Annotated in this window: 20 protein-coding genes and 1 tRNA gene; 7 read left to right on the forward strand and 14 right to left on the reverse strand. The window is 39.4% G+C overall.

Annotated elements, in window-relative coordinates; translation table 11 throughout:
* Positions 1-57: 57 nt before the first annotated feature.
* The 14 genes from PSE7429_RS08805 to PSE7429_RS08870 form a co-directional block, all read right to left on the reverse strand.
* Positions 58-1164: a glycosyltransferase family 4 protein gene (locus PSE7429_RS08805; RefSeq protein ID WP_009626794.1), complete on the reverse strand. Its 1107-nt coding sequence runs from the start codon at positions 1162-1164 to the stop codon at positions 58-60.
* 3 nt (positions 1165-1167) lie between these two features.
* Positions 1168-2325, reverse strand: a complete 1158-nt coding sequence (locus tag PSE7429_RS08810; protein ID WP_009626795.1) for a glycosyltransferase family 4 protein — start codon at positions 2323-2325, stop codon at positions 1168-1170.
* A 68-nt stretch (positions 2326-2393) separates the two neighbouring features.
* Positions 2394-3560: a glycosyltransferase gene (locus PSE7429_RS08815; RefSeq protein WP_009626796.1), complete on the reverse strand. Its 1167-nt coding sequence runs from the start codon at positions 3558-3560 to the stop codon at positions 2394-2396.
* 15 nt (positions 3561-3575) lie between these two features.
* Positions 3576-4148: a D-glycero-alpha-D-manno-heptose-1,7-bisphosphate 7-phosphatase gene (locus PSE7429_RS08820; RefSeq protein ID WP_009626797.1), complete on the reverse strand. Its 573-nt coding sequence runs from the start codon at positions 4146-4148 to the stop codon at positions 3576-3578.
* Positions 4145-4711, reverse strand: coding sequence for a D-sedoheptulose-7-phosphate isomerase (locus PSE7429_RS08825; protein WP_009626798.1), 567 nt, complete (start codon positions 4709-4711; stop codon positions 4145-4147). The genes PSE7429_RS08820 and PSE7429_RS08825 overlap by 4 nt, the downstream gene beginning before the upstream one ends.
* A gap of 10 nt (positions 4712-4721) precedes the next feature.
* On the reverse strand, positions 4722-5651 hold the full coding sequence (locus PSE7429_RS08830; RefSeq protein WP_009626799.1) for an NAD-dependent epimerase/dehydratase family protein: 930 nt from the start codon (positions 5649-5651) through the stop codon (positions 4722-4724).
* A gap of 4 nt (positions 5652-5655) precedes the next feature.
* Positions 5656-6858 (reverse strand): class I SAM-dependent methyltransferase, encoded by a 1203-nt coding sequence (locus PSE7429_RS08835; protein WP_009626800.1) that lies wholly within the window; start codon positions 6856-6858, stop codon positions 5656-5658.
* Between the two features lie 313 nt (positions 6859-7171).
* A complete protein-coding gene (locus tag PSE7429_RS08840) occupies positions 7172-8365 on the reverse strand; it encodes an FkbM family methyltransferase (RefSeq protein ID WP_009626801.1) in 1194 nt (397 codons plus the stop codon).
* 156 nt (positions 8366-8521) lie between these two features.
* Positions 8522-11485 carry a glycosyltransferase gene (locus PSE7429_RS08845; RefSeq protein ID WP_009626802.1) on the reverse strand — a complete coding sequence of 988 codons (2964 nt, stop codon included), beginning with the start codon at positions 11483-11485 and terminating at the stop codon, positions 8522-8524.
* Between the two features lie 61 nt (positions 11486-11546).
* A complete protein-coding gene (locus PSE7429_RS08850) occupies positions 11547-12527 on the reverse strand; it encodes a GHMP family kinase ATP-binding protein (protein WP_040687891.1) in 981 nt (326 codons plus the stop codon).
* Positions 12528-12669: 142 nt separating this feature from the next.
* Positions 12670-13602: an NAD-dependent epimerase/dehydratase family protein gene (locus PSE7429_RS08855; RefSeq protein ID WP_009626804.1), complete on the reverse strand. Its 933-nt coding sequence runs from the start codon at positions 13600-13602 to the stop codon at positions 12670-12672.
* 81 nt (positions 13603-13683) lie between these two features.
* The gene (gene lhgO / locus PSE7429_RS08860) at positions 13684-14895 is read right to left on the reverse strand and encodes an L-2-hydroxyglutarate oxidase (RefSeq protein ID WP_009626805.1); all 1212 of its coding nucleotides are present in this window, start codon (positions 14893-14895) and stop codon (positions 13684-13686) included.
* A gap of 427 nt (positions 14896-15322) precedes the next feature.
* Positions 15323-16057, reverse strand: coding sequence for an ABC transporter ATP-binding protein (locus PSE7429_RS08865; RefSeq protein WP_009626806.1), 735 nt, complete (start codon positions 16055-16057; stop codon positions 15323-15325).
* Positions 16058-16068: 11 nt separating this feature from the next.
* Positions 16069-16875 (reverse strand): ABC transporter permease, encoded by an 807-nt coding sequence (locus PSE7429_RS08870; protein WP_009626807.1) that lies wholly within the window; start codon positions 16873-16875, stop codon positions 16069-16071.
* A 469-nt stretch (positions 16876-17344) separates the two neighbouring features.
* Here PSE7429_RS08870 and eno point away from each other — a divergent pair, with 469 nt between their 5' ends.
* The 7 genes from eno (at position 17345) to ypfJ (ending at position 25996) form a co-directional block, all read left to right on the forward strand.
* Positions 17345-18628 (forward strand): phosphopyruvate hydratase, encoded by a 1284-nt coding sequence (gene eno, locus PSE7429_RS08875; protein ID WP_009626808.1) that lies wholly within the window; start codon positions 17345-17347, stop codon positions 18626-18628.
* 229 nt (positions 18629-18857) lie between these two features.
* Positions 18858-18930: transfer RNA gene (locus PSE7429_RS08880), tRNA-His, on the forward strand.
* Positions 18931-19164: 234 nt separating this feature from the next.
* Positions 19165-21429 carry an ABC transporter substrate-binding protein gene (locus PSE7429_RS08885; protein WP_009626809.1) on the forward strand — a complete coding sequence of 755 codons (2265 nt, stop codon included), beginning with the start codon at positions 19165-19167 and terminating at the stop codon, positions 21427-21429.
* A 116-nt stretch (positions 21430-21545) separates the two neighbouring features.
* The gene (locus PSE7429_RS08890; protein ID WP_009626810.1) at positions 21546-22691 is read left to right on the forward strand and encodes a cache domain-containing protein; all 1146 of its coding nucleotides are present in this window, start codon (positions 21546-21548) and stop codon (positions 22689-22691) included.
* Positions 22684-23985 carry a ligand-gated ion channel gene (locus PSE7429_RS08895; protein ID WP_009626811.1) on the forward strand — a complete coding sequence of 434 codons (1302 nt, stop codon included), beginning with the start codon at positions 22684-22686 and terminating at the stop codon, positions 23983-23985. The genes PSE7429_RS08890 and PSE7429_RS08895 overlap by 8 nt, the downstream gene beginning before the upstream one ends.
* 555 nt (positions 23986-24540) lie before the next feature.
* On the forward strand, positions 24541-25050 hold the full coding sequence (locus PSE7429_RS08900) for a GAF domain-containing protein (RefSeq protein WP_009626812.1): 510 nt from the start codon (positions 24541-24543) through the stop codon (positions 25048-25050).
* A gap of 70 nt (positions 25051-25120) precedes the next feature.
* On the forward strand, positions 25121-25996 hold the full coding sequence (gene ypfJ / locus PSE7429_RS08905) for a KPN_02809 family neutral zinc metallopeptidase (protein WP_009626813.1): 876 nt from the start codon (positions 25121-25123) through the stop codon (positions 25994-25996).
* The last annotated feature ends 71 nt before the right edge of the window (positions 25997-26067 follow it).

Below are 26067 nucleotides of genomic sequence, written 5' to 3' on the forward strand. Positions count from 1 at the left end.
GCCCGCATAGCGGGCGGTATGCTCTTCTAGGTTTTAAGTTTACTTATACCTAGCTACTTACAAAAAACTTTTTAGTACTTCTACGGTCGCTTTTCCCGTCTTTTCCCAACTAAATTGAGTAGCCCTTTGTAATCCCAGTTGTGAAAGATGCGATCGCAGCCCCGCATCATTAGCGATCGCCTGCATCGCATCGGTAATTTCTGCCACGTTATAAGGATCGATCAAAATCGCTGCATCTCCTGCGACTTCGGGCAAAGACGACAGGTTAGAAGTAATCACTGGTGTCCCACAAGCCATGGCTTCAATAACGGGTAAACCAAATCCCTCCCACAGTGACGGAAATACTAAAGCGATCGCGCCACTAATAATTTTAGGCAAATCATCGTAAGGCACATAATCGAGAAATTTCACCTGATTAGTAAGCCCTAATTCTTGGATTTGTTCTTTTAGTCTTGGAGTATAGCGATTATCCGAAGGACCAGCCAACCAAAGTTGACATTCGAGATTAGATGGCACATTAGCAAATGCAGAAATTAGACGACTAATATTTTTATAAGGATCATGTCTACCAATATATAAAAAGTATGGAAATCGAGTATTAAATCTCTCATCAATTACAGGGCGAAAATGATTTGAATCGTAAGCCAAAAGAATAGGAGTAATCTTATTAGATGGAATATGGCAAAATCTAACAATATCCTCAGCGGTAGATTGAGAATTACAAATAATATGTTTTGATTGATTTAGAACTTGTGGTACATAGTATAGATGGTAGGGAGTGAGAGGTGAAAATCTTTTGGGGAAACGCAGGGGAATGAAATCATGCACCATCACCACACTAAAACAATTAGAAAATAACGGAGCTTCGGGAATGGGGGAAAATAAAAGTTTAGATTTTAATTTCCTATAAATTTTTGGCAACTGGAATTGTGTCCAAATCAACCTATTCAAATGTCCTTTTGTCCCTTGTTCAGAAGTTAAGTTGTCAGGAATTAAGTAAGATTCAAATCCAGCGTGAACTTCAGAACTTAGTAGAATAGGTGCAATAGATTTTAAATAGGGAAAAACATTTTTGGTATAGTTACTTATCCCTGTTGACTTAAATAGAACATTTGACAAGTTAACTATCAATCTAGCGTAAGAAATATTCTCTTTATTAATCATGAATCAGATAATACTTTTATAGGCTTTTAACGTTTCTTTGGCGGTATTGTCCCAAGAGAATAAATTGGCTTGTGCTTTACCCCTACTAATTAAATTTTCCTTTAGTTGGCGATCGCTAATTACTTTTAGTATGGCTTCAGCAATTTGCATAAAATCATTTGGATTGATAAGGATAGCCGCATTGCCAGTAACTTCTGGTATTGAAGAATTATCAGAAGTTATAACTGGAGTACCAAGAGTCATCGCTTCTAATATAGGCAAACCAAACCCCTCATAATGAGAAGGATATACAAAAACATCTGCTCTTGAGTAAAAAATCGCCACTAATTCGTCAGCTAAGTAGTCAAGATGAAATATTTCATTTGTATAAGATGAACTTTGAATATCTTTTAATATTGATTCGTATTTCCAACCTTTTTTGCCAATTAATACTAACTGGTGGTCAATCTTATATTTTTTTTTCAGCAAGTTAAAAGCATAAATAATATTATTAATATTTTTCCTAGGTTCAAATGTCCCAACAAATAATATGTAAGGCTTAGTAAAGTCATAGCCTATATTTTCTTTTAATATATCAATAACTTCATCCTTTAAATAATTATTACGATAACGACTAGCTAACGGTGTAACATATATTTTTTGGGGCTTTACATCTAAATATTTAACAATATCTCGTTTAGAGCTTTCAGAAACTGTTATTATTAAATCCGTCCAACTAATACAATGCTTAACGCGTTCTGAATAGTTTTTAGTAATTGAACTCGCAAAATTTGGGTATTTGATAAAAGTTAAGTCATGAATAGTCATTACTTTTAAACTTTTAGAACAAGGATAAACTACATGATCTAATCCATGCAGAATATCAGGGAAACCAAAGGCACTTTCAAAGTAAGGAATAATCGGATTAGGAAATCTAGAAAGGAAACTGGAAATAGTAACAGGAATGGGAAGCTTATATATTTTGGTATCTAAATTTAAAAATTTTGGTGCATTAGCTTTAAATCTCAACCATTCTTTTAATCTTGGCTGATAGACGACACTCATAAGAAAATTATCTTGATCTTGTAAATTATACAAAGCATAAATCAAGTTTTTAGCGTATAGACCAATGCCACTAGGCTGACTGGTCAGTGATGTGCCATCTATTGCAATTTTTAGCATCTATATAATCACAATAATAATCAAAAATTCAATTTGCAGAACTTATAAATAATTCATTGATATCATAATTAACTTTTAAGTATTATATTTATCTGATTTGCATATCCTTGCAAACTATGAAACTCTTTGTATTCTTTTTGCATATGATTTAGCTTTGCTTTAATATCTATGTCCTTTGTAAATCCTATTATTTGCTCCATAGTAGTATTAGGATTACTCCATTCTATGATCAATTCTTCCAGTTTATATTTGGCTAGTTCAAATGCCATCCAAGTATTGCTTGAGACTACGGGTATCTTCCCTGCAATTACACATTCAGCAAATATTCCAGATGTTCTTTCTCGATAGTCAAAGGAATTATACGGCATCAGACAAACATCACAAGCTACTAGCCATTTTAAATATTCTGTCCTCGTAAGGCAATCTTGAAGTGTTTTTACATTTACACCACCCAAAACTGTCGATATTCGCGAACTTTCGGCAACTAACAAGCATATTTGATCGGCATTTTCACAAGCAGATGAAGCAAAAGATTTAATAATATCTAGACCTTTTTCCTCTCTAGGGGAACCTACCCACCAACATAGTATTTCCTTGCTTTGCTTGGTAAAAATATCTTCTTCACATACAATCTCAGTATGAGGTATCGGCACTATATCTACTGGCATATCGAAATAGTTAGATAGGGACTTACTTAAAAGTTCACTATCAGTAATTAATCGAAAATTCTTTGTAGGCAACATAGATCTAATCAGATTATTTAAGAATTTGTAGGCAAAGCGATTTTTCTGATTATGGATATCTCGTCGGTAAAGCAATAAAACTGATAAATTATTTCTAGGTATAAAAAACAAAGTTAATATGACTGCTAATAGATGGGAGAGAACGAATCTTTCCAAAAAAATCACTCCATATTCTGAATTTGGCATAGCCTCTTGACGCAAGTATTTCGCCAATCGGATTGCCCAGTCATAAATACTTTTTATTTTAAAAATCTTAAATATTGTGTAGGTTTCCCATTCAAGTTTGTCGCTATTAAGGCAAGTATTCCAGTTATCTGGTAGATGGCTAATCATTTCATCGGGAGCAGTTGCCACTAAATGTTTATAACCAATTAATTTAGCGGCTTTACCAACTGCTTGATGATAGTCAATAACATGCCCTTGACCACCAACTAAATCAGGAACAACTGAAATTAGAATAGGTGTTAAATTATTCTCATTATTTTTATTCATATTTTGATAATTAGTTTAATTTTTAATAAGTTCAATTGTTTCTGATAGGCTATTAAATATAGAGACTAGTTTTCTGTCATTATCACATAACATTCTTGATGTAGATGAGCCTCTACCAGTAAGCAGAAGTACGGGGTTACATCCAGCGCTAATAGCACATTCGATATCACTAGATGCATCTCCCACAAAAAAAGACCGCTCAATATCAATATTGTATTTTTGAGATGCTTGAAAAAGCATATTAGGAGAAGGCTTTCGACATTTGCATTGAATTGAGGGAAGGTGTGGACAAACGAAGAATTCTTCAAACCGCACCCCAAACGCACTATATTCATCACGAATATGTTTATGAATCAAGTCAACCATATCCATGGAGAAATAACCACGCCCGACACCAGACTGGTTAGTAATGACAATTAGCAAATAGCCTGCATCTTGCCATTTTTTTAGTGCTTCCCCAGCTTTTTGAGGTATTTGGACTTGACTAGGCTGACTTAGGTAAGGGACATAATCAACTATGACACCATCTCTATCTAGAAATAATGCTTTTTCTGATTGGATAGATGATTTTTTGGGTTGGGAATTCATGCTTTGGGAAATAAATTAAACTCCACTTGTTCGCAAATACGATGATAAGTAATAACGTGAATCTCTTGAACCAATGGAGTATGATTTGCTTCAACGAATAGACTATGATCAGTTAGGGATTGTAAAATACCTCCATTATTTCCTGTCATTCCTATAGTTTGTATTCCTATTTTTTTAGCGGCTTCTAAAGCTAAAATTACATTTTTGGATTTACCAGAGGTAGAAATGACCCATAAAATATCCCCAGGTTTACCCAATGCTTCTAGTTGACGGGAAAAGACCGTTTCAAACTCGTGATCGTTAGACCATGCTGTAAGTACCGCAGGATTTGATACTAGCGCGATCGCTGGCAAACCTTTGCGATCAAATAAAAAGCGACCAATAAACTCAGCCGCAATGTGCTGCGCATCAGATGCTGAGCCACCATTACCACAGATAAACAATGTATTGCCATTCTGAAAACATTTAGTAATCACATCTGCAACTACTTCAATTGATTTGCAGTAATCGTTAGTAAATGCTTCCGTAATTCTGCTGAGTTTATCTTCGATCCAGTAATTCAAAATTATCTCCTCAATTATGCTCTGGCACAAGTTGTGTTCTTTGTTCCCAAAACCATTCAATAGTTTTCTCTAGCCCCAACTCTAGGGGAGTCAGGCTTAAATTTGGGATATAGTGTCTTAGTTTTTGTACTTCTAAGCATTTAGACTTAGCTCCAACATAGCGATCAGTATCAAACTGTACTAAATTAAAGTCGTAGCCAATGTTTTCACAAATTAGCTTGGCAAAATGTCTAATTGAAAACTCTTCTCCCGCTCCAATATTGATAATTTGATTGTCAGTGTCGTTTGCTAACTGTATTGCAATATTGACAAAATCATGGATGTAAACAATTTCTCTACGCTGATTGCCATCTCCCCAGAGGGTAACTGTTTCACCGTAGAGCTTAGCACGAATAATTTTCCGAATTAGATCGAAAATAAAGTGCATTTGCCGTCCATCAGTATGATAGCTGGGACCATAGAGAGTCGAAGGAACTAGACAAAGATAGTTCAAACCATATTGTTTATGTAATGCTAGATGCCCTGCGTACAGCATTCGCTTGGTCATTGCATAGGTAAACAAACTATCTATAGGCATTCCCGTTAGATAGTTTTCTTCTATTAATGGTAGTTCTGGGGAGTAGGCACAACTAGTTCCCATACTTATTAGTTTTGCCTGTGGTTGATATTGCTGCCACCAAGAGAGAACATTGGTATTTATGCGTTGATTAATAATCCATTGTTCTCCAGGATGGTATAGGCAAAAGTCACCTGCCTGAGTCCATGCTGCTAGGTGATAAATTTGATCGTAGGCAACTTGATTAAATTGCAGCAATGAATCCGATCGTTCTAAGTCACAGTTTTTAGAGTTTAACCGATGAACTTTATGCCCTATCAGTTCCAAATGAGAACATAATGCTGTTCCTAAAAAACCAGTAGCACCAGTAACTAATATTTCCATAGCACTAAACCTCTTTGGGGTTAACAGGAAAATAGAATTCTATACCTTTATCAATTAGATGTTGATTATTAGCAAGAATTTCCTTCTTGAAATTCCAAGCAAGGACATAGTATATATCGGGCAAATCACAAACTTCTTTTTCTATAACAATCGGTATATGCATTCCAGGAGAATATAAATCACGACGCAGTTCGTTTTTTTCGACTAAACAATCTAGATATTGAGTGCCTACACCAAAGTAATTTAACATCGTATTTCCTTTTACTGGAGCCCCAAAGCCAAAAATCTTTTTGCCTTCTTTCTTAGCATTTTCAAGATATGACAAGTTCTGCAACTTCATCTGTTTAATGCGATCGCCAAATTCTAGATAGGTTGCAAATTCGTTACTTCTCTCATCTGTCTCTGCCTGACGGAGAGTTTGTAGGCGATCGCTAATTTCACGCTTGCCTTTGTGCGTCACAAAACCAACAATCGATCCACCATGAATCGGAGAAAGATAGGCATCAAACATAGCTAAACCATGTCGATTGAGTAGCACTTCAATATTTTTGAGGTTGTAATAAAGTAAATGTTCGTGATAGATCTGATCAAAAGCTAAATTTTCAACAATGCGCTTCATGTAAAGAAACTGTACAACAAATACACCATCATCTCGAAGTGCTTCGCGGATTCCTTCAGTTACAGAGTGAAGTTCCTCAAGATGGAAAAATACTCCTGCCGCATTGATTATATGAAACTTACGGTTAAGTCGCTGAACTAGCTCAAGGTTAAAGAACTCATTTAAAGTTGTAATTCCCGAATCATTAGCAATTTTCGCAGTGGTTTTTGAAGATTCAACACCGAGAACATCATAGCCTAGAGCCTTAAAATGTTGCAGTTGAGTACCATCATTAGAACCGATGTCTAAAACACATTTAGATTTGAGATCCTCAAAAAACCGCGTATCTACCTCTTGGGCAACCGTTTTAAAGTGTTCGCTCAAAGATTTGGTTACACCTGATAGATAGGTGTGATTCCCAAACATAATTTCTTTTTTTACGGTGTAATCTAGCTGAACTGTTTCGCAGTCTTGGCAGTAAAGTAACCTCAGAGGATAGAATGGCTCTTTCCCAATTTCCTCTGGTTTCAGAAAATGGTTGCACCAAGGCTGAGAACCAAGATCTACAGCGAGTTCTAAATTAGTTGAATCACAGACACGACAGTTCATAAATGGTTTTACCCTTAGCAACCAATGAGGCAATATGAATAAACTATGAGATACCTAAATATTATTAGAATATTAGAAAGTCCCTGTAACTAACAGATTATAGTTTAATTTAGTTTTTTGCCAATGTTGTATTTATTTATCATAAATTCTCCGATACGTATAGCTAGCTGCTCTATGGCTCTAAAAGATATTTCAGCCATAGGAATACCAATAAGTAAGTGGGCTTAATTAAATATAAAACCCATAAACCTGCGGCGCACACTGCGCGTTCGCTATAGGTTTATGGGTTTTAATTATGCCCAGCTAATTATGTTTATATATAAGGTGCTGATTTGAAATTATCAAACTGGGAAATCCGAATTACCCTTGCACTTTTAATCGCAAAAGTCTTGTCAGAAGTGCCATTCAAAAACTCAAAGTAAATATTTGCTTCACAATTTTTTGATAGATCGATCACCCAATCTTTATAACTGTCTGCAATCAACTTTGTATAAGCATGGTATCTAAAGATGATTTTATCTTGAACTTTAACACCGCACATCATTTCATTGTCCGTACCTTGCGCAACAAAGTCCAAATCAATTAGGTATCTACCCTTGTCAAGCTTAAGAGGATTCTTTAAAGCAAGCATACTACTTGATGTCTTTATAAAATCATCTTCAGTTAAGGTCTTCACTTCAACAAATGTAAATGGTAGAGAATAGGGGGTTTCTGACAACCTATCTTGATGGATATAAAGATTGTTGCGAATTCCCACACCCTGCGGATAGTCTGTTGGGCTCTTGATTTCCTGATAAGAGTTTAAATCAATTGCCACATATCCCTTATCTCTTAATAGATCAAGACATCTAGTGTCTGAGGGTTGGGTTTCTAAAATTAAATGAGGTCGAGCAGTCGTGATCGTATTTAATGCACCGATAATCGCATCAAACTCAGCTCCCTCAATATCCATTTTAATTAAATTTGGAACTAAGCTGGTAAAGTCTACAAAGTCGTCAAGTGATAGCGTATCTATATTAAATGCAGCTACTTCTTCATCACTATTAGAGTAAATACTGTCATTTAGATGACCTCCCAAATAGATTGGAACGGTTTCATTTGACTTGCTGTAGACCGCAACATTATAAAGTTGAACATTACTACAGCCACTCATAACTATATTCTTTTGACAAATTCCAATAATTCTTGGACTTGCTTCAAAAGAACATACAATACCTCTCGAACCTACCATGCGAGACATTACTGTTGTCAGACCACCGAAGTTTGCCCCAACATCAAATACAACATCTCCAGGTCTACAAAGATCTCTTAGAGCTATTTGAACAGGTGGCTCCCAGAGGTTTCCCTCATACCAGAAAGAAATCCCAAAAACATTCTTTGAATCATCAGACCGAGTATCCCGAAGTTTTTGAATCGATTCTTCTATTCCTGCTATAGCTTCTTCTATTCCTGCTATAGCTAATGCTTTGCGAAGCTTATTCTTCAGCCAATTCTTAAGAGATTTCATAATATATGTTGATTGTTATACTTAATTGAAGATCGCTCTAAAATGTTGAACCTAATAATTTATAAATTTTCTATAAGTAGCTAAGAGTAAACTTAAAACCTAGAGGGGCGTACCGCCCGCTACGCGGGCGGTACGCTCTCTGGTTTTAGTTTTTAATTATGCTGAACTACTTATATCAGTAAACCATAGAAATGAGTGCTGCTCATATCGATTATCATTAAAGATTTGGAAAACTGGTTCAACGGTTGGATTGATTTGGGTTCTGTAAATCTCTTCTATTGACTTAATTGATTGCTTTGCCGAAAAAATCTGAGCGACAGTTGATGTCTTTGATATTTTTGAAATCAAGTCTAAAGATCGGTATGAACTCAAAAGCTCTTTTATCCGTGGCAAGTACTTTATGATGGCTGATTCACTGAAGGGGTTATGTTTTTGGATGAAACAACCTAGATTGTAGGCATACTCAATATCTGTACTCCAATGCCCACAAAATGACTTTCGATACCGCAGACAATTGTAAAACAATTGCTCAGCTTCATGATGATCCCGATTGGCAAATGCATATTCAATACCAGACAAGGTTCTATGTAAGTACCAAGCACGTAAATCTTCAATCTCAGCTCTAGGATGCTGTGTAGTACGCTCATCGGGGTAATTAAGGAAAACTCCCAGAGTCTTTGGTATTACCTTAGTCTTTATGAACGGTAATACACGTCCCTTAAATTCGGTGTCTCCAGCGGCATTAAAAGATGCATCGTAATAGCCAAAGCGATCATGAATAGAACGACGATAGAGTGCCCCCACCCAAGACAAATAGCAAGTCTCTAGGTAGACTAAATCCTGCTTATAATCTCTCCTGTCATAGAGCATAATGTCACTTACCCATCGCCCTTGAGTATCAACATTTGTCACAAGACTATTTGCCTGTACCCAATCTAGGGTTTTATCTTTGTCTAACTCAGCAGCGAGAATTTCCAAACATTCTGGAACAATAGTTTCGTCTACTCCCAAGAAAGTCAAATATGAGGAGCGAGACAGCGCTATACCTCGGTTCCAGGCACTTTGGATTGTTTCACGATTAGCACTTCGCGCAAAAACTATTGGTATATCCAAACCTTCAATAGCCTTGACAAAAGCTCCATATTCGTCAGAAGGGGAGCCACTATCAATGAGAATCACTTCAACCACACCAACTTGAATCAAAGTTTGATATTTGATAGTTTGTAAAAATAGTGGCAGCTTCTTAGCAGCATTGTATAGAGATACAATTATTGAAACCTTATAAAAAGATGCCTGTCGGCGATCGTCAATAAACTCATACTCCCATTTTGAGTTGGTTTTATTTTCGGATAAAGCTTTATCTAAAATAGACTTAGCCATTTCATTACTTACCAAGGGTTTTCCATACATAGCTTCGGCTACAAGAGCCTCTCTAGCAAAACCGTTATTGTTGAGCGTAGGGATAACTTCTGCCAAATCTCCAAAGCGATCGCTACCCAGTAAACGCATTGCTCTTATGTAATAAGTAGCAGAAACAACATCATTCCCCCGTATTCCCTCTAATCTAGCAATCTCTCTCCAGACACGAACTCGGTCAAATCGACATTCAGAAGAAATTTCCCAGCACAACTTGAGTTTTTTCGTCAACTCATCACTGCTTCCCTCATTCAAAAGAAATACATTTCTGTACTTATCGAATAATGATAGTGATTTCAATCCTTGATCAAGAATCCTGAATTCCTCATATTTATTTTTGCTTAACGTCGATAGAAGCTTATTTTTTATAAACTTCTTTGGATTTTTAATAAGGGGTTTTATACTCTTAAAAGCTTGTTTCAATATTGGAGATGATTTTTTCAGATAAGAAATAGCAGAACCACTATTTTCTTTTTTTCTCATCAATAAAGAATACCAACGTTCCATTTTTACTCTTACTGAATCTTCATAACTCGGTTCGCTAGAGTATATTTCAGTGAGTGTGGATTCTATTAATTCTAAAGAGACCCTAGACAAAGACTCTAAAAGTTGATAACGATAATCATCATAATCCTTTAAAACTGAATATATATGTGGAATGCTTGAATAAATGTTATTTACGTCAATTGTTACAAATGAAACATTGGCAAAATTTTCTTTCAAGAACCTAATCACTCCTGCCCCAGAGCCAATAGCTGTCGGACATCCAGAAAACAGAGATTCAATCGCAGTTAAGTTCAAAGTGTCATACTTTGATGGTAGAATAGTCAAAGATCTAGTGGAGAAAACTTTCTGTTCAAGTTCTTCATAACTCATAGCTGATAGCAACGAGATTTCACTCTTCATTCTGTTACTGACCATTTTATCTAGAAAGAATCTAGAACTAGCCTCTCCGCCAGAATCAAAGCTGTCTGAACCAATAATACTAGCTTGATTATACGCAGCACGAGGAAGCCACCAAGCAATGTTAATAAAGGTATCTGGTCCTTTACGTTTTTCTGTTCGCCCAACAAAATTCAGGTTGGGCTTTTTTGCAGAAGGCTTAGCACATTGAGGCTTAGGTAGTGATATAACAGATAGAGGATTTAAATAATGGGATAACAAATCCGATGAATCCTTCCATTCTTCCAGATAGGTTTTGCTAATGCCATAGCGAATATCAACCACATCATATTGAAGTTTTTCTTGTAAAACTAGGGCTTGATTTGTGTTACCTCCATTGAACCAATCAAAGCGTTGTGATGTAGATATGTTTCCATGCATTGATAGTACAATTCTTTCAACATCTACATTATGATGTTTGAAAGCAGGTCTAAGCATTGTCCCCATTTGCTCGTAGTCTGGAATATCCACAACATCAAACCTTCTCCCAGACACTGAAGAGGCAATATTGTTAGCTTTTATAAACGCTCCATAGATCCACTGCGGCGGTGTTAAATCCTGAAAGCCCAAATAATCAGAGATATGATAACTTTCCTGAAAATCGATAGGATGTGCGTTAGTTAATTGGCAGTCAGAAGCTTGCTCAGAAATCCTAAAATAATAAAAGTCAATATTTGGGTTTTTTGAAATCAAATTTCTATAGAATGTTTGTCCACCACCAATCTTACTAAATAAGTCAAAATCTGCAATCAGAACTTTCATTTGTTTTTGTTGTAATGTTTAATGATTTAATGGTTAACGAGCAAGAATCAATATTTAGTAATCAAGAAAAAATTATTTGTGAACCTAGAGAATTGCTCTTTACTTCTAGCACTTGATAGTTAGCAAATATTTTTTTCAGGCTTTCATGTTTTTCTAACGGGGCAAAAAATAGCATAAAACCTCCTGCGCCAGCCCCTAAAAGCTTACCACCCCAAGCACCAGCATCTTTACCAATTTGATAAACCCTATCAATCTCAGTATTTGATATACATCCATCGAGACTTCTCTTTGCAAGCCATGCCTGATGTAAAAGTTCGCCAAATTCTGAAAGAGATCGATTTGAAGTAAGAATATCCCAACCTTCATCGACCATACATCTCATTGATTTTAGTATTTGTGTATTGCTTGAAACCTTTTGTAATTGCTGCGCAACAACATCAGATGCTTTACGCCTAATGCCTGTAAATACAATAAACAAATGTTTTTCAAACTCTGCCAAACGTTGTGGTGATATTGGTAGCCGACTTACTTGGATATCCTCTTCAGTTCTAAACTCAACTAGATTAAACCCTCCTAAGGCAGCCATTACCTGATCTTGACAGCCTACTTTGTCATTAAGCAAGTGACGCTCTATATAAATTGCTTCATAGGCTAAGTCAATTGGGCGGATGAATTCACCTTTAAAGCTATGTAGCGCATGTAATAGTGACACAGTGAAAGATGAGGATGAGCCTAAGCCCGTAAATGCGGGTAAGTCAGCTACATGGTGTATCTCTATATCTTTCTCAAGACCACAAAATTTTAAACATTCGCGATAAACATTGTGTTCAATATCATTGATGTTATTAACTAACTCAACCTTACGGTAGGAAATACGAGTAGAGTAGTCAAATAAATGACTTAAGAATGGGCTTACAGTAACATAAGAAAATTTATCAATTGTTGTTGCTAATACAGCTCCTCCATGTTGAAGAAAGTATTCAGGATAGTCAGTACCTCCACCAAAAAAACTAATTCGGACAGGAGCGCGAGATATCAGCATAGATTTACTAGCCTGCTTGTTTTTTAAGTCGAGTATATTCATTTCTGCTTCAAGAAAACAGATAAAAACCTTCTAATACAAGAAAATTAATTGTCAATTCTAGTCAAAATCTGAGAGAACTGACAATCATTTCCTTAAACTACTAGACATTAGAATACAAGCTATCACGCAAGATTGTATAGCCTTTAATCAGTTCCTTAATTCCTCGACTTAGAGACCATTCTGTTTTGAATCCTGTACTCAAAATTCGCGCGTTAGAAACAATATAGTCTCTCTTATCAGGATCTTCTCCAATTGGAGCTTCTAAATAGACAAAAGAAGGTAAGTGTTTATTAATCTCGGCGCACAGTTCTAACTTTGATAAATTAGCATCATCTAGACCTACGTTATAGGGTTTGCCGCGCATTTGTTCAAAATTTTCAATGCCATGCAAAAACACATTAGCTACATCACGAATATGAATATAGTTGCGCTTAAAGTGACCTTCAAAAACTAGTACAGCTCTGTCATGGACAGCTCGATAGACAAAATCATTTACGAGTAAGTCAGTCCTCATCCGTGGTGACATCCCAAAAACTGTTGCCAATCGAAAAGTAAGACTATTTTCTCGCTCTAAGACAACTTTTTCGGCTTCTACCTTAGTAACTCCGTAAAGTGAAATTGGTCGTAGTGGGGTTTCTTCTGTACATAACTTTCCAGGTTCGCCAATTCCATAGCCACTATTGGTTACTGGCATAAGGATTCTTTGATCTTTGCTAGCTATTTGACAAATCGTTTTTACAGCATCAAGGTTGGTGGTCTGAGTCCCGATCGCATCATTTTTACAAAGAGGAGCCCCTACAAGGGCTGCTAGAGGAATAATAATGTCAGTATCTTTTAGGAGTTCTTTAATAATTCTTTCATCACGACAATCACCACGAACCACTTGAAATCCATCGTATTGACAGCAATCAGCTAGACTGCTTTGGTGGAACATGAAATTGTCTAATACAGTAACTTCATACCCTTTAGCTAATAGAGTAGGAGTTAGGATCGAGCCGATATAACCCGCTCCTCCAGTGATCAATATTTTCATTTAAATCTCTTTACTTAATTTAAATCTGGACTTGAGTTGCTTTTTAGAAATATTGAGAAATGAAATATTTAGGAATATTATTTAGAAATATTTAGTTACGTAAGCGGCTATTTCTTCTCCAATTGCTAATGAAGCTGTTGCTGCGGGGCTAGGTGCATTCAAGACATGCAAAGCATTATTACCATATACTAGATTGAAATCTTGAACTAGATCTCCGTTGGAGAAAATTGCCTGTGCTCTTACACCTGCACCACCAACTTCTAAGTCTCCCTCTTGGATTTCAGGAACTAGTTTTTGTAGTGATTGGCAGAATAACTTTTTACTGAACGATCTAAATAATTCTTCTAAACTCATTGACCAGTGCTTTTGTAAAAAACGCCAGAAACCATCGTAGGAGAATATATCATACAGTTCACCCAAATTAATTTGTGATTTCCGATAACCCTCACGAGCTAAGGCCAACACTGCATTGGGACCAGCTTCAATGCCACCATGGATTAGACGGGTAAAGTGAACGCCTAAAAAGGGAAACTGTGGATCGGGAACAGGATAAATCAAGTTTTTTACAAGAAATTGGCGATCGGCTTTAATTTTATAGTACTCACCTCGAAATGGAATGATCCTTGTTTCTCGTTTTTCACCAGCTAATTCACTAATGCGATCGCAGTATAATCCCGCACAATTAATTATAATATCTGCCTCAAACTCCCCGTTAAGCGTACTTATAATCCATTTATTATTTAACTGCCTGAGCTTGGTTACTTTTGCTGATGTAACAACATTTCCACCGTTATTCTGCAATTTTAAAGCAATAGTATCAACAACTCTTCTGTAATCAACTATGCCTTCTTGTGGCACATGAATTGCGGCAATACCAGCAGCATGGGGCTCAATTTCTCTCAACTGCTCTTGATTTAGTTGCTTCAAACCTAAAAGCCCATTTTGCTGACCTCGCTCAAATAAATTATGAAGCCTTGCTAGCTCTTGATCATCACAAGCAATTACCAATTTTCCACAAATTTCATGAGGGATTTCATTGTCCTCACAAAATTCAATCATTTGCTGAATACCCCTCACAGCTAATTTAGCCTTTGACGAGCCTGGCTTGTAATATAGCCCCGCATGAAGTACGCCACTGTTGTTACCTGTTTGATGACTCCCAAGTAGATCCTCTTTTTCTAACACAGTAACTTTGTTATAGTGTTGAGATTGACACAACTTATATGCAGTAGCTAAGCCAACAATTCCACCACCAATTACAACAATTTCTTTTTGAGATTGAGATTTGATCATTTATCTCCACCTAATTTTATATTCATTATTTCTAGTTCATATACTTAGTCAGTGTTGGCTTAATTAACAGCAAATATTTCGCGAGTTTTTATGCCCCTCAAACTCTAAAACTATTACTATCCAAGGACTTGACTTACAAGTAGAACCTCTCCTCAAAATACCTGTTAAGCCTTAAAGAATAGTCAAATAAGTATCCATCTACTCCGATGGAAAAGTTTGCAAGATTTGATTTTGCAGATCTGGCTCCAAAACAAGCAACCCCAAAGGAGAAACATTCAACAGTGCTCCCTCCTTGACAAACTCAAATACTCGAAATGCACCTCCCTAACAGAGAAAGAAATGGTTGCATCTGGCAAACCTCACATTGTGAGCATATTCTCTAATGCCAAATCGCAGATAAATTAGATGATACATGGTATGACTTGCCTCAAGTGACACTATCTAAATAGGATTTTACAACTTCTTTCGAGTCCCCTGCTAATTTAAGACTGCCTTTACTGAGCCAAATCGCCTGATCGCAAGACTTTTCAATAAAATCCATAGAGTGTGACACTACCAAAATCGTCACATGGGAATCCCAAAATTTATCGATGCGTTTTTGACATTTGTTTCTGAAACTCTCATCACCTACAGATAACACTTCATCTAAAATCAAAATCTCTGGTTGGATATCTGTGGCGATCGCAAAACCTAATCTTGCCACCATTCCTGAAGATAAACCTTTGACAGGTACAAACCGATAATCTTCAAGCTCTGCAAATTCGAGTATTGAGCCAACTCTTTCTTTCATTTCTGCCCTCGAAAATCCCAATAGCACTCCATATAAGAGGATATTATCGATTACCGAAATTTCTGAGTCAAAACCTGCACCCAACTCAATTAAAGGAGCGATCTGACCACGTACCCGCACATTGCCAGTAGTAGGTTGCAGAATTCCCGAAATTACTTTTAAAAGAGTAGACTTTCCTGCCCCATTGCTGCCGATAATACCGATTTTTTCACCTTTCTCAACCACTAGATCAATCTTATCTAGTACCAATTTCTTTGGTGGTTGACGATATTTACCCTCAAAAATAGATAGAAGAGTTTTCTTGAGATCGTAGGAAAACTCTTCTTGGGTTCTGCGCCACAAACAAACTTGATCTAATCGAATTGATTCCATTTTTAAAATATCTATAGTAAATCCATAAACTGCGATCGCGATTGGTGAAAATATGCCCAGCCCAAAATCGCAAAAATCGTACCACTCAACAAAGCACTAGCAATCATCATAATGTCTGGCAAATTTCCAGAGAGAGTAATTTGCCGTAGACTCTCGATAATAGGTGATAGCGGATTGATACTTAAAAAAGGCTTTACTGAGTTCGACACGATCGCAGCTGGATAAAATACAGGACTGCTAATCCAGAGCATGAATACCACAAGCTCATAAAAATAAGGTAAATCTCGGAAGAATACGTAAAGGGCGCTTACAAAAAATCCTACCCCCACACAAAACATGACCAAGGCAGTAAAAGGCAAAAGTATCGCAAATACATTAACTAAGCTATGAGACTTTATCAGCGCAACGATCGCTAGTAAGGGATAAGTCCCCATCACAAACTGAAATATATTAGCAGTAATCATGGAAACGGGAAAAATGCTTACAGGTAGGCGAATTTTGTTAAGTAATGCACCATTTCCAACCACACTACTTAAGGCTTGGGATGTGGAGGCTGAGAAAAAGTTGATGACAATCAAACCTGTGAATGCTGCCAAAATATAGTTGGCAATGGAATTGCCATAGTACTTAGAAAAGGTTGCCCCAAAAATAGCAGTATATAAGCCAGTCATGATCAGAGGATTTAGCAATGACCAATATATTCCTAAAAACGACCCTCGGTAACGTACCTTGAGGTTACGGCTCACTAGAACCTGCAATAGCTCTAGGTAATGCTGAACATCAGCACTGATGTATTTACTGCTTAATGACAGACTCATCAGGAGTCAAAACCTCGTATAGAAGAGCTTTAGTTTGAGTGTAGAGAATATATTAGATGATTTATGGCATCAAACCTAAACTCGTTAAGTAGCTAGGCATAATTAATTACAGATCCAAACCTGTAAATTCCCCCCCCTGCGGGGCGCAACTTTACAGGTTTCCGTAATTTATTTTGCACAAGTACTTATACCCCTGTCAAAAAATCATCTTGGCAACGCTTTATTTACAGCAATTATCGATCAAACGAACCACAAGGAAATTTTTGAAAGCGTTGCTTCGCAACGCTTTCAAAAATTTCTTTGGTTTGGGTTTGAGCGCAAAGCGCTGTAATTCATTTTGGATCGGTATATCAAAGAATCCATTTTGTCAATTTTTTTAATAAAAACCTAACATTTCAGAAATGAAGCATCGCAAAACTGTAAGATTGTTGCGAATAGCTTCACTTAATCATTAAAGGAATAGCTCAAAGTGACTAAAGGAACAGAAATCATTGCGATCGCTGCACGGGAAATTCTCGATTCGCGCGGCAAACCAACCGTTGAAGCGGAAGTCAAATTGGCAAACGGCGCAATCGGTCTCGCTCAGGTTCCCAGTGGTGCATCTACAGGAAGTTTTGAAGCCCACGAACTACGAGACGGCGATAAGCAACGCTATGGTGGCAAGGGAGTTTTAATCGCAGCCCGCAATATTACTGAAAAAATTCTACCCGAATTAAAGGGTATAGATGCGCTCAATCAAGAACTCGTCGATCGCATCATGATCAAACGTGATGGTACACCCAACAAATCCGATTTGGGAGCCAATGCAATCTTAGCGGTTTCTCTGGCAACCGCTAAAGCTGCTTCGGTGGCAATCGGTCAACCCCTATATCGTTATCTAGGAACCCCACTATCCAATGTATTGCCCGTTCCTCTGATGAATGTCCTCAATGGTGGGGCTCACGCCGACAATAACGTCGATATTCAAGAGTTTATGATCGTGCCCGTGGGCGCACCCACTTTTAAGGAAGCATTGCGCTATGGTGCGGAAGTATTTGCCGCCCTTAGCTCGGTACTCCATGACAAGGGTTTGTCTACAGCCGTGGGTGACGAGGGTGGGTTTGCCCCCAACCTTGAGTCCAACCAAGCCGCCTTAGAACTACTCATTGATGCAATTATCAAGGCTGGTTACAAACCAGGAGAGCAGGTTGCTCTAGCCCTCGATGTTGCCTCCAACGAACTATTCAAGGATGGTAACTATGCGATCGATGGTAAATCCCTTACTCCTCAAGAGTTTGTTAACTACTACGAAGGCTTGATCTCGAAGTATCCCATCGTATCCATCGAAGATGGCTTACAGGAAGATGAATGGGCTAGCTGGAAAGCGATGACCGATCAACTTACCCAAACCCAGTTAGTTGGTGATGATTTGTTTGTGACCAATAAGACTCGTCTAGAGCGCGGTATTCGCGAGGGTTGTGCCAGTGCAATTTTGATTAAGCTCAATCAAATTGGTAGTTTAACTGAAACGCTAGAAGCGATCGCTACTGCTGATAAGAGTGGTTACCGCTCAGTCATTAGCCATCGTTCGGGCGAGACCGAAGACACCACCATTGCCGATCTTGCCGTCGCCACTCGCGCAGGTCAGATCAAAACAGGCTCTCTCTGTAGAAGTGAGCGCGTTGCTAAGTACAACCGTTTACTCCGAATTGAAGCCGAACTTGGCAGTCAAGCTGTTTATGCTGGTGCAGTTGGGCTAGGACCTTCTCGCTAGATTTAGCTCGAGCTTATACCAAAGCTCAAAATGGCTACGCCATTTTGAGCTTTAAAAACCCTTACTGGGTTTGTTTTTTAATTCACAAAAGTGTTGTCACACTTTCGCGAATTGATATTACGAGCCGAAGGATCATGCGAAAGATCATTTTTTTGCAAACTGGCAAATTTTTTGCCAAAGCTCTTGTGTAAATGCACAAACTAGTATTATTATTAATAACGGTTCAATGGCGAGTGTAGCCAAGTGGTTAAGGCAGTGGTTTGTGGTACCACCATTCGTGGGTTCAATTCCCATCATTCGCCCTTTAAAATTCAACACCACAAAAATATAAGGAAGGTCATGCTGTGACCTTCCTTATATTTTTTGGTATTAGGAAAAAATCATAATCATAAAGAGAGATGTGGCGATTTGCTCCGCATCTCTCTTTGCGGTTTTATGTCCTGATACACTTGTCGATAGATAGGCGGTAGATATAAGTGGTACTTTGTATCTCTAGTAAATAATAGGCAATTTCTAAAGAGGACGGCTGTAATTTCATGCGTAAAACAGTTGTGAGGTTTTGGGCGATCGCCTTAACTGCACTTTTGGTAGTGATGTCACTCAATGGTCTGTTTGCCCAAGGCTTGAGAGCCGAAGGCGGTGCGATCTCGATTGCGGTAGCTGCCCCCCTAAGTGGAGATGGGGCTAGTGGGGGACAGGAAATAGTTGACAGTATCAAGCTGTATATTGATGCCACTAATCGTGATGGCGGGATCAATGGTCGTCAGCTTAAGTTAAATATTTTTGATGACAAGGGGAATGCTGATGGTGCAACTCAAGTTGCTAACGATATTGCTAAAAGCGATGCATTGGTGGTCTTAGGGCATCGCTCTTCTGATGCCTCGATCGCTGCTGGCAGTATTTACCAAGAACGCAAATTACCAGCGATTACTGGGACGGCAAATAATCCCAAAGTTACAAGCGATCGTCCCTATTATTTTCGGATTATTTATACTAATCCCGACCTTGCCAAAACCTTGTCAATTTATGCCCAGCAAGTACTTCAGTTCAAAACTGCGAGCGTAATCTATGACAAAGCTAGTAAAAACGAGCAGACTCAATCGGAAGTCATCAAATCTGCTTTTGAAGCCAATGGTAATGGCAAAATTCAGAAAATATGGGCGATCGATTCCGATCCCAATAACCGCAAAGCCTCAGTCCAGCAAATCGTCAATGAAATCGCCGCCGAGCCTGAAGCGGGAATTTTATTTTTAACCACATCCAAGGAAGATGTTGCAGAAGATTTTCTAGTTGCCCTCAAACAAAAGGGTTTAAAAAATTCTCTTCTCGGTGAACAAGCTCTAGGTCGAGAATCCTTTGCCAAACGGTTTGACAAATATGATGAGGAAAAGAAAAATCCAGGATTCTTTACCGAGGGTATGTATGTCCCCTTGCCAATTCTGTTTGATAGTGCGGGAGCTGATGCCCAAGATTTCCTAGCTGCTTACCAAAAAACCTATAACAAAACTCCTTCCTATTTAGGAGCAAAATTCTATGAGGCGGCGATCGCGGCGGTAGATGCGATTCGTAAAGCTAATCCCGCTTTAAAAACGACCAGCCTAGACAACGATCGAGAACTGGTGCGCGATGCTTTGGCAAAACTCAACAACCGTAAGGTAGGTATAAGGGGCTTAACGGGGCTGTTGTACTTCAATAGCGATCGCAATAGCGATCAGCCCGTGCGCCTTGCCCAATTTCAAAATCAAAAGTTGATTTCTGCCAATCAACAATTTACGCCGATCGCGAATCCCGAAAGGCTTAATTTACCGAAAGAAATCCAAGCGGGTAGCATTGTGCAATCGGGAGATCAGTATTTTTGGCGGCAGCGCGTAGTTTATGCGGGCATGGATATCAATAAGCTGAATCGAATCGATAAAACGACGTTTACCGCCGATTTTTATGTCTGGTTCCGCTATAGCGGCAATGATGAACCTACGGAGATTCAGTTCCCCGATGCTGTGAGCAATAGTGTTAATCCCACTGCGCCCGTATTTGACGGTAAGGCTCCCATCAAAGCTCAGGTCGTCAATGGCTTAAACTATCGGCTCTATCGCGTACGCGGAGAGTTTCGTAATGCCTTTGATTTTCGCGATTATCCCTTTGATTCGCAGAGGTTAAATTTGCGTTTTGATAATCCCAATCTCTCGACCGAACGCTTGATTTATGCGATCGATACCGTGGGCTTGAAACTGCCAAGACCTAAAGATGTCGAGCGCAAACCCTTTCAAGGACTACAACTTTGGAATTTTAAAGATATTACCTATTTCCAAGACTCATCCCGTAGCACCTCCACCCAAGGCGATCCCGATTTATTTCAGTCCAACGTTCAGGTTGAGTATCCTGGATTGAGCATTCGGATGACCTTTCAACGCAAGACCCTTGTTTTTCTCTCTAAGAATGTCTTGCCGTTGATTTTGCTATCTCTCTTAACCTATTGCTGTTTGTTTTTCCCCTACACGATGTTTGTGCCCCGTACGATGGCTCCCGCCTCAGCATTGTTGTCGGGAATTGTGTTGCTGTTATCTTTTAACAACCAACTACCCGAAGTCGGCTATACCGTAGCGATGGAGTATGTATTTTATGTCTACTTCTGTCTCTGTCTACTACCAATTTTGGTTACGGTGATCGGTACTAAATTGGACAAAGAGGGACATAAGAAGGCTTTTAACTACTTAAATTGGGCTTCTTGGATCATCTATCCCTTAATTTTGATCATCACGATCGCCTCTTTTGCAATTACCTATAGCGATCGCTTGGTTTAAAAATCACCAGCAAGTTAGCAGTACCTAATGCTGCCACCTTGCTGCTATTTTAGACCTGTAAAAAATTAACAACTAAAAATTTCATCAGCCTCCTGCTAGATGGCTGTAAAGAGTTTATGAATATCAAGTGGAAATCCCAACTATTGTTGTTTATGGTAGCCATAACCACATCAGTTGTATCGGCATATTCGGGCTTTGGGGCGAGCAATGCCATGATCGAAAGTGCCAAAAAACGCGAATTGAATACCACAGCTACCCTAATCCAAAGCAACATCAATGAGCAAATTAACAAAGCCTCCGCCCGCGCCTCATTGGTGTCATCTTTGCCTTCTATCAAACAGGCTTTCCGCGCAAAAGACCGTGATGCGATCGCCGCACGTTTGTTACCAGCGATGATTGTCCAACGCGATCAGTTTGGGGTAAGGGAAGGACAGTTTATCCTGCCGCCTGCGTCCTCTTTTCTCCGTATCTATGCCCTCAAAGACGGACATGGCGAAGACTTGAGTGGATTCCGTCAGATGGTTCTCGTTGCCAATCGGACTGGTGAACCCCAACGAGGCATGGAGATCGGTCGTCGCGGACTTAGCATTCGCGCAGTCTATCCCGTCAAAGATGATGACGGACTAATTGGTAGCTTTGAAATCGGCTTGAGTTTCTCATCGGTACTAACGCAGACCAAGACGAACACTGGCTTTGACGTAGGTGTATTCATCGACGATAAATTGATGACCGAGGTCGCCCAATTGATCCCGCGTCCCGATAACGAACGGATTGTGGGTGGTTACCAAGCCGTTGAAGTCACTGACTGGACAGCACTCAAACCCTTGTTATCTCCTGCAATATTCGCCAAGGTTCGCGATGTTTCCACCGAACTCATCACCTTAAATGGCAATGATTATGGACTGGTGTTAGTACCAGTGCTGGACTACAAAGGCGAACGCATTGGCGCGGTGGTTGCCGTTCGTGACTTTAGTGAATTCCAGATCCAACAGCGATGGGCGCTCACGGGCAATGTCGCGATGGCGGGATTGCAGATAGTGTTACTTACAGGGGCATTGCTAATTGTGGTCAATGCCATGTTGCTCAAACCCTTTGAGGCGATCGCTAATGCAAGTAAGGATCTTGCCGAGGGTAAGCCATCTGCTGACCTAGAGGATTTGGCAGTCCGTAAGGATGAAATTGGCGACATGGCGCGATCGCTCCAGACCCTTCAAGCTAGCGATAACAATCGGAATGGTTTCAAGGAGTCGCAAAATGCGTAAACCTCGGAAATTTTCGCTATTTCCTATACTGATCGTTTTTTTACTATGCTTTTCCTTTAGCTTGGCTACTTACTTTGATTCGGTGACAAACCCATCGGCGATCGCCGTTTTTGCTCAATCTAATCCCGAAGCAGCAAATAATGATGCTGCAAAAACGCCAGTAAGCAATGCATCCGTAACTAATTCAACTAGTAATAACCAAACTAGTAATAACCAAACTAGTAATAATGATGCAGCCAAGTCCCCAGTAAGCAAAGACAACGCCAAAAAACCTGCCACCTCAACGGCAAATCCTCTAGGGATGAATAATCTTGTGCCTTTCCCTTCCAACGTTGCTTTGCCAATGCGGGTGGGAGTGTCTTTGTTCGTAAATAGCATCAACAAAATTAACGAAGCCACCAATACCTTTGAGAGTCAATTCGATCTTAGATATGTGTGGAACGATCCGCGCCTAGCCTTCGATACTGGCGAGATGGGAACAAATCGGTTGGAGTTTGGGCAAGAAGCCGCTGTCGCAAAGTTAGCTACGATCTGGAATCCTCAGATTAAAATCACCAACATCATCGAAAAAGATGCCCAGATTTCTCCAGGTTTATTCATCCATTATGATGGCGAGGTGGAACTGATCCAGCGAGTCAAGGCTACCTTCGAGAGCAAATTAAATTTAGATGCTTTCCCTTTTGATACCCAGTCACTGTTAGTAGCCATGCTGTCGTCTAAGTACAACAGCAATCAGATTTCGCTTTCTCAGAATCAAGACGATATCAACGAATCAGGGCTCGATCCCGAACTTAAGATTAATGGATGGAATCCGCAGGGTATCAGTTTTAACATTTCCCAAACCCGTGCTTGGAATGGAGCATTTCTGCGCCAGATTGAAGCTCGCGTAACGATTAAGCGCATACCTAACGCGATTCTAGGCTCGATTTTCACGCCCTTCCTATTGACTTTGATCGTGCCCACGATCTTTACGTTCTGTGCAAATGTGGATTTATCTCCCCGTCTGGTTGCTTGGAGTGGCTCGATTTTGGCGCTAGTAGCGCTTACCTTTACCTTTTCCGTGCGATATCCTTGGCTTGGCAGCAATAGTCTGGTATCTCAGGTATTCACTACAGGTCATGCTTATCAGCTTGTATCGGTACTTTTGTCGATCACAATATTTAATCCTGATGTAGCCAAGAGGATGGACAGATTTATCGTTGCCGAACTCGTCAGATATCTGCGGTGGTTCGTTCCTGTTGGTTTCTTGGGAGTTTTGATCACTAAGTCTTTGCTCACAGCTTTTGACTGGTAATCCCAAATCCCAAAAGAGGGTTGCCGCGCGGAGCGCGGCAACCCTCTTTTGGGGTTTCCTGATACAGTTGACGACAGCTATAAAAACCTGAAGAGCATACCGCCCGCTGCGCGGGCGGTATGCTCTTCTAGGTTTTGGTTTTTAATTATGCCGAACTACTTATCAAAAACAAACCCAGTAAGGTTTTGAAATTCCCAAAATGGCGTTGCCATTTTGGGAATTGGTATTAAACTTGGCATTGGTAATAAGTAGGAATGCTTAAATACACGTAGGATAAACTATTGCCACATAAAGCAGCATTTAATGTGCAAATAATGCGCTAAAAGAGCTAAATCGGCTTCATAATAGCTTTATCGTAAAACTTGATAACTCCATGTATCCCCATCAAGTTTAAAATCAAGTTTGCAATCAAGTTTAAAATTAAAAATAGTTCGTAATTAACTCAAAGTCGTACGAGGGCGATCGCCAATTTCCATCCCTCAAGTCTAGGCTTCAAATCTAGTCTCCAAATCTAGTCTTCAAATTTTCACAGATTTAGTCTTTTATCTATTGGCAATGATGAATCCTTTTAAGCGCGGTTTGAGCGAAGTTTTATCGCGAATTACCAATAAACTACAACAAGACTCTGTTGTAAATGTTACGCTTCACGAACTAAGAGATCTGCTCAGCGTCGATCGCGTAGTTCTCTACTATTTCTACAAGCAATGGCAAGGACAAGTAACTTTTGAAGCAATAAGCGATCGCAAATATTCGATTATTGGCTCGACAGGTCCCGATGACTGTTTCAATGTTGACTATGCACTGCTCTATTTAGCTGGACGGATCCATTCTATCGACGATATTGAGAAGGCAAATATTAGCGACTGTCATCGAGATTTTTTACGCGGTTTGCTAGTGCGATCGAACTTAGTTGCACCCGTACTATCTAAAGGCAAATTATGGGGGTTACTGGTCGCCCATCAATGCCAAGATCTGCGAACTTGGCAACCCACAGATATCGAAGCAATCCGCAAATACTCTGACGATCTGGCAACTGCCCCCTCCATCCGCGACTACACAAACTAGTAAAAAAGCTCCCCAGACTCTGAAAGGCGTTATATTCACAACCATAAATTTGGCACAGAGGATCGACAATATGAAATGGGATGAAATGCGCGAGAGCGATAATGTGGAAGATGAGCGGGGTGGTTCCTCTAGCTCTAATTCATCAATGGGAATGTTGGGCGGGCTGGGATCTGGAGGAATTGCGATCGCCATCATTGCTGGGCTTGTTTTCAAAGTCGATCCCACACAACTGCTGGGATTCCTATCGGGAAGTAGCAAAAATGCGCCTGCACCTCAAGGGCTAGTCAAACAGCCCACAAAAGACCGTGATTCGTCTTTTGTCAAATCTGTTTTGGGTGACACCGAAGATACTTGGGGGAAAATCTTTAAACAACAACTCCAAACGACTTATCAAGCGCCCAAGCTAGTCTTGTTCGATGGTTCTGTCAATTCGGCATGTGGATCAGCAAAAACTTCGGCGGGACCTTTTTACTGCCCAGCGGATAAAAAGGTGTACTTAGATATGGGTTTCTTTAAATATCTAGAGGCTACGGCAGGTAGTGATGCCGACTTCGCTAGAGCCTATGCGATCGCCCATGAAGTCGGACACCATATCCAAAATCTGCGCGGAACTTCGAGTATGGTCAGACAATTAAAATCAAGCAGCAGCAAGGTTAAAGCTAACGAGCTATCGGTACGACAGGAACTTCAAGCGGATTGTTATGCAGGGGTTTGGGGACATGCCACGGCTCAGCGAGGGCTAATCACTGAACATGATGTAACAAAGGCTCTCGACACCGCTACCCAGATTGGGGATGACTATTTGCAAAGACAATCAAAAAGCGGTCATGTAGTACCCGAATCTTTTACCCACGGAACTTCCCAACAACGGGTAACTTGGTTTAAACGCGGGCTAGATTCAGGGAACATCAATCAATGCGACACCTTTAACACCAATCAACTCTAAAGTAACGTCAGTTCGGGTTAAGCTGGCAAATTTTAAAAGCCCAAAAATAAAAGCCTTGCTACGCAAGGCTT

Source organism: Pseudanabaena biceps PCC 7429, assembly GCF_000332215.1.
Classification (GTDB): Bacteria; Cyanobacteriota; Cyanobacteriia; order Pseudanabaenales; family Pseudanabaenaceae; genus Pseudanabaena; species Pseudanabaena biceps.

What these genes read in the sequence shown, in the direction of transcription:
- PSE7429_RS08810 (WP_009626795.1), bottom strand. Translation starts at nt 2,325, where the DNA reads ATGCTAAAAATTGCAATAGATGGCACATCACTGACCAGTCAGCCTAGT.
- PSE7429_RS08885 (WP_009626809.1), top strand. Translation starts at nt 19,165, where the DNA reads ATGCGTAAAACAGTTGTGAGGTTTTGGGCGATCGCCTTAACTGCACTT.
- PSE7429_RS08805 (WP_009626794.1), bottom strand. Translation starts at nt 1,164, where the DNA reads ATGATTAATAAAGAGAATATTTCTTACGCTAGATTGATAGTTAACTTG.
- PSE7429_RS08820 (WP_009626797.1), bottom strand. Translation starts at nt 4,148, where the DNA reads ATGAATTCCCAACCCAAAAAATCATCTATCCAATCAGAAAAAGCATTA.
- PSE7429_RS08895 (WP_009626811.1), top strand. Translation starts at nt 22,684, where the DNA reads ATGCGTAAACCTCGGAAATTTTCGCTATTTCCTATACTGATCGTTTTT.
- PSE7429_RS08890 (WP_009626810.1), top strand. Translation starts at nt 21,546, where the DNA reads ATGAATATCAAGTGGAAATCCCAACTATTGTTGTTTATGGTAGCCATA.
- PSE7429_RS08840 (WP_009626801.1), bottom strand. Translation starts at nt 8,365, where the DNA reads ATGAAATCTCTTAAGAATTGGCTGAAGAATAAGCTTCGCAAAGCATTA.
- PSE7429_RS08815 (WP_009626796.1), bottom strand. Translation starts at nt 3,560, where the DNA reads ATGAATAAAAATAATGAGAATAATTTAACACCTATTCTAATTTCAGTT.
- ypfJ (WP_009626813.1), top strand. Translation starts at nt 25,121, where the DNA reads ATGAAATGGGATGAAATGCGCGAGAGCGATAATGTGGAAGATGAGCGG.
- PSE7429_RS08855 (WP_009626804.1), bottom strand. Translation starts at nt 13,602, where the DNA reads ATGAAAATATTGATCACTGGAGGAGCGGGTTATATCGGCTCGATCCTA.
- PSE7429_RS08870 (WP_009626807.1), bottom strand. Translation starts at nt 16,875, where the DNA reads ATGAGTCTGTCATTAAGCAGTAAATACATCAGTGCTGATGTTCAGCAT.
- PSE7429_RS08865 (WP_009626806.1), bottom strand. Translation starts at nt 16,057, where the DNA reads ATGGAATCAATTCGATTAGATCAAGTTTGTTTGTGGCGCAGAACCCAA.
- lhgO (WP_009626805.1), bottom strand. Translation starts at nt 14,895, where the DNA reads ATGATCAAATCTCAATCTCAAAAAGAAATTGTTGTAATTGGTGGTGGA.
- PSE7429_RS08850 (WP_040687891.1), bottom strand. Translation starts at nt 12,527, where the DNA reads ATGCTGATATCTCGCGCTCCTGTCCGAATTAGTTTTTTTGGTGGAGGT.
- PSE7429_RS08900 (WP_009626812.1), top strand. Translation starts at nt 24,541, where the DNA reads ATGATGAATCCTTTTAAGCGCGGTTTGAGCGAAGTTTTATCGCGAATT.
- PSE7429_RS08830 (WP_009626799.1), bottom strand. Translation starts at nt 5,651, where the DNA reads ATGGAAATATTAGTTACTGGTGCTACTGGTTTTTTAGGAACAGCATTA.
- PSE7429_RS08845 (WP_009626802.1), bottom strand. Translation starts at nt 11,485, where the DNA reads ATGAAAGTTCTGATTGCAGATTTTGACTTATTTAGTAAGATTGGTGGT.
- PSE7429_RS08835 (WP_009626800.1), bottom strand. Translation starts at nt 6,858, where the DNA reads ATGAACTGTCGTGTCTGTGATTCAACTAATTTAGAACTCGCTGTAGAT.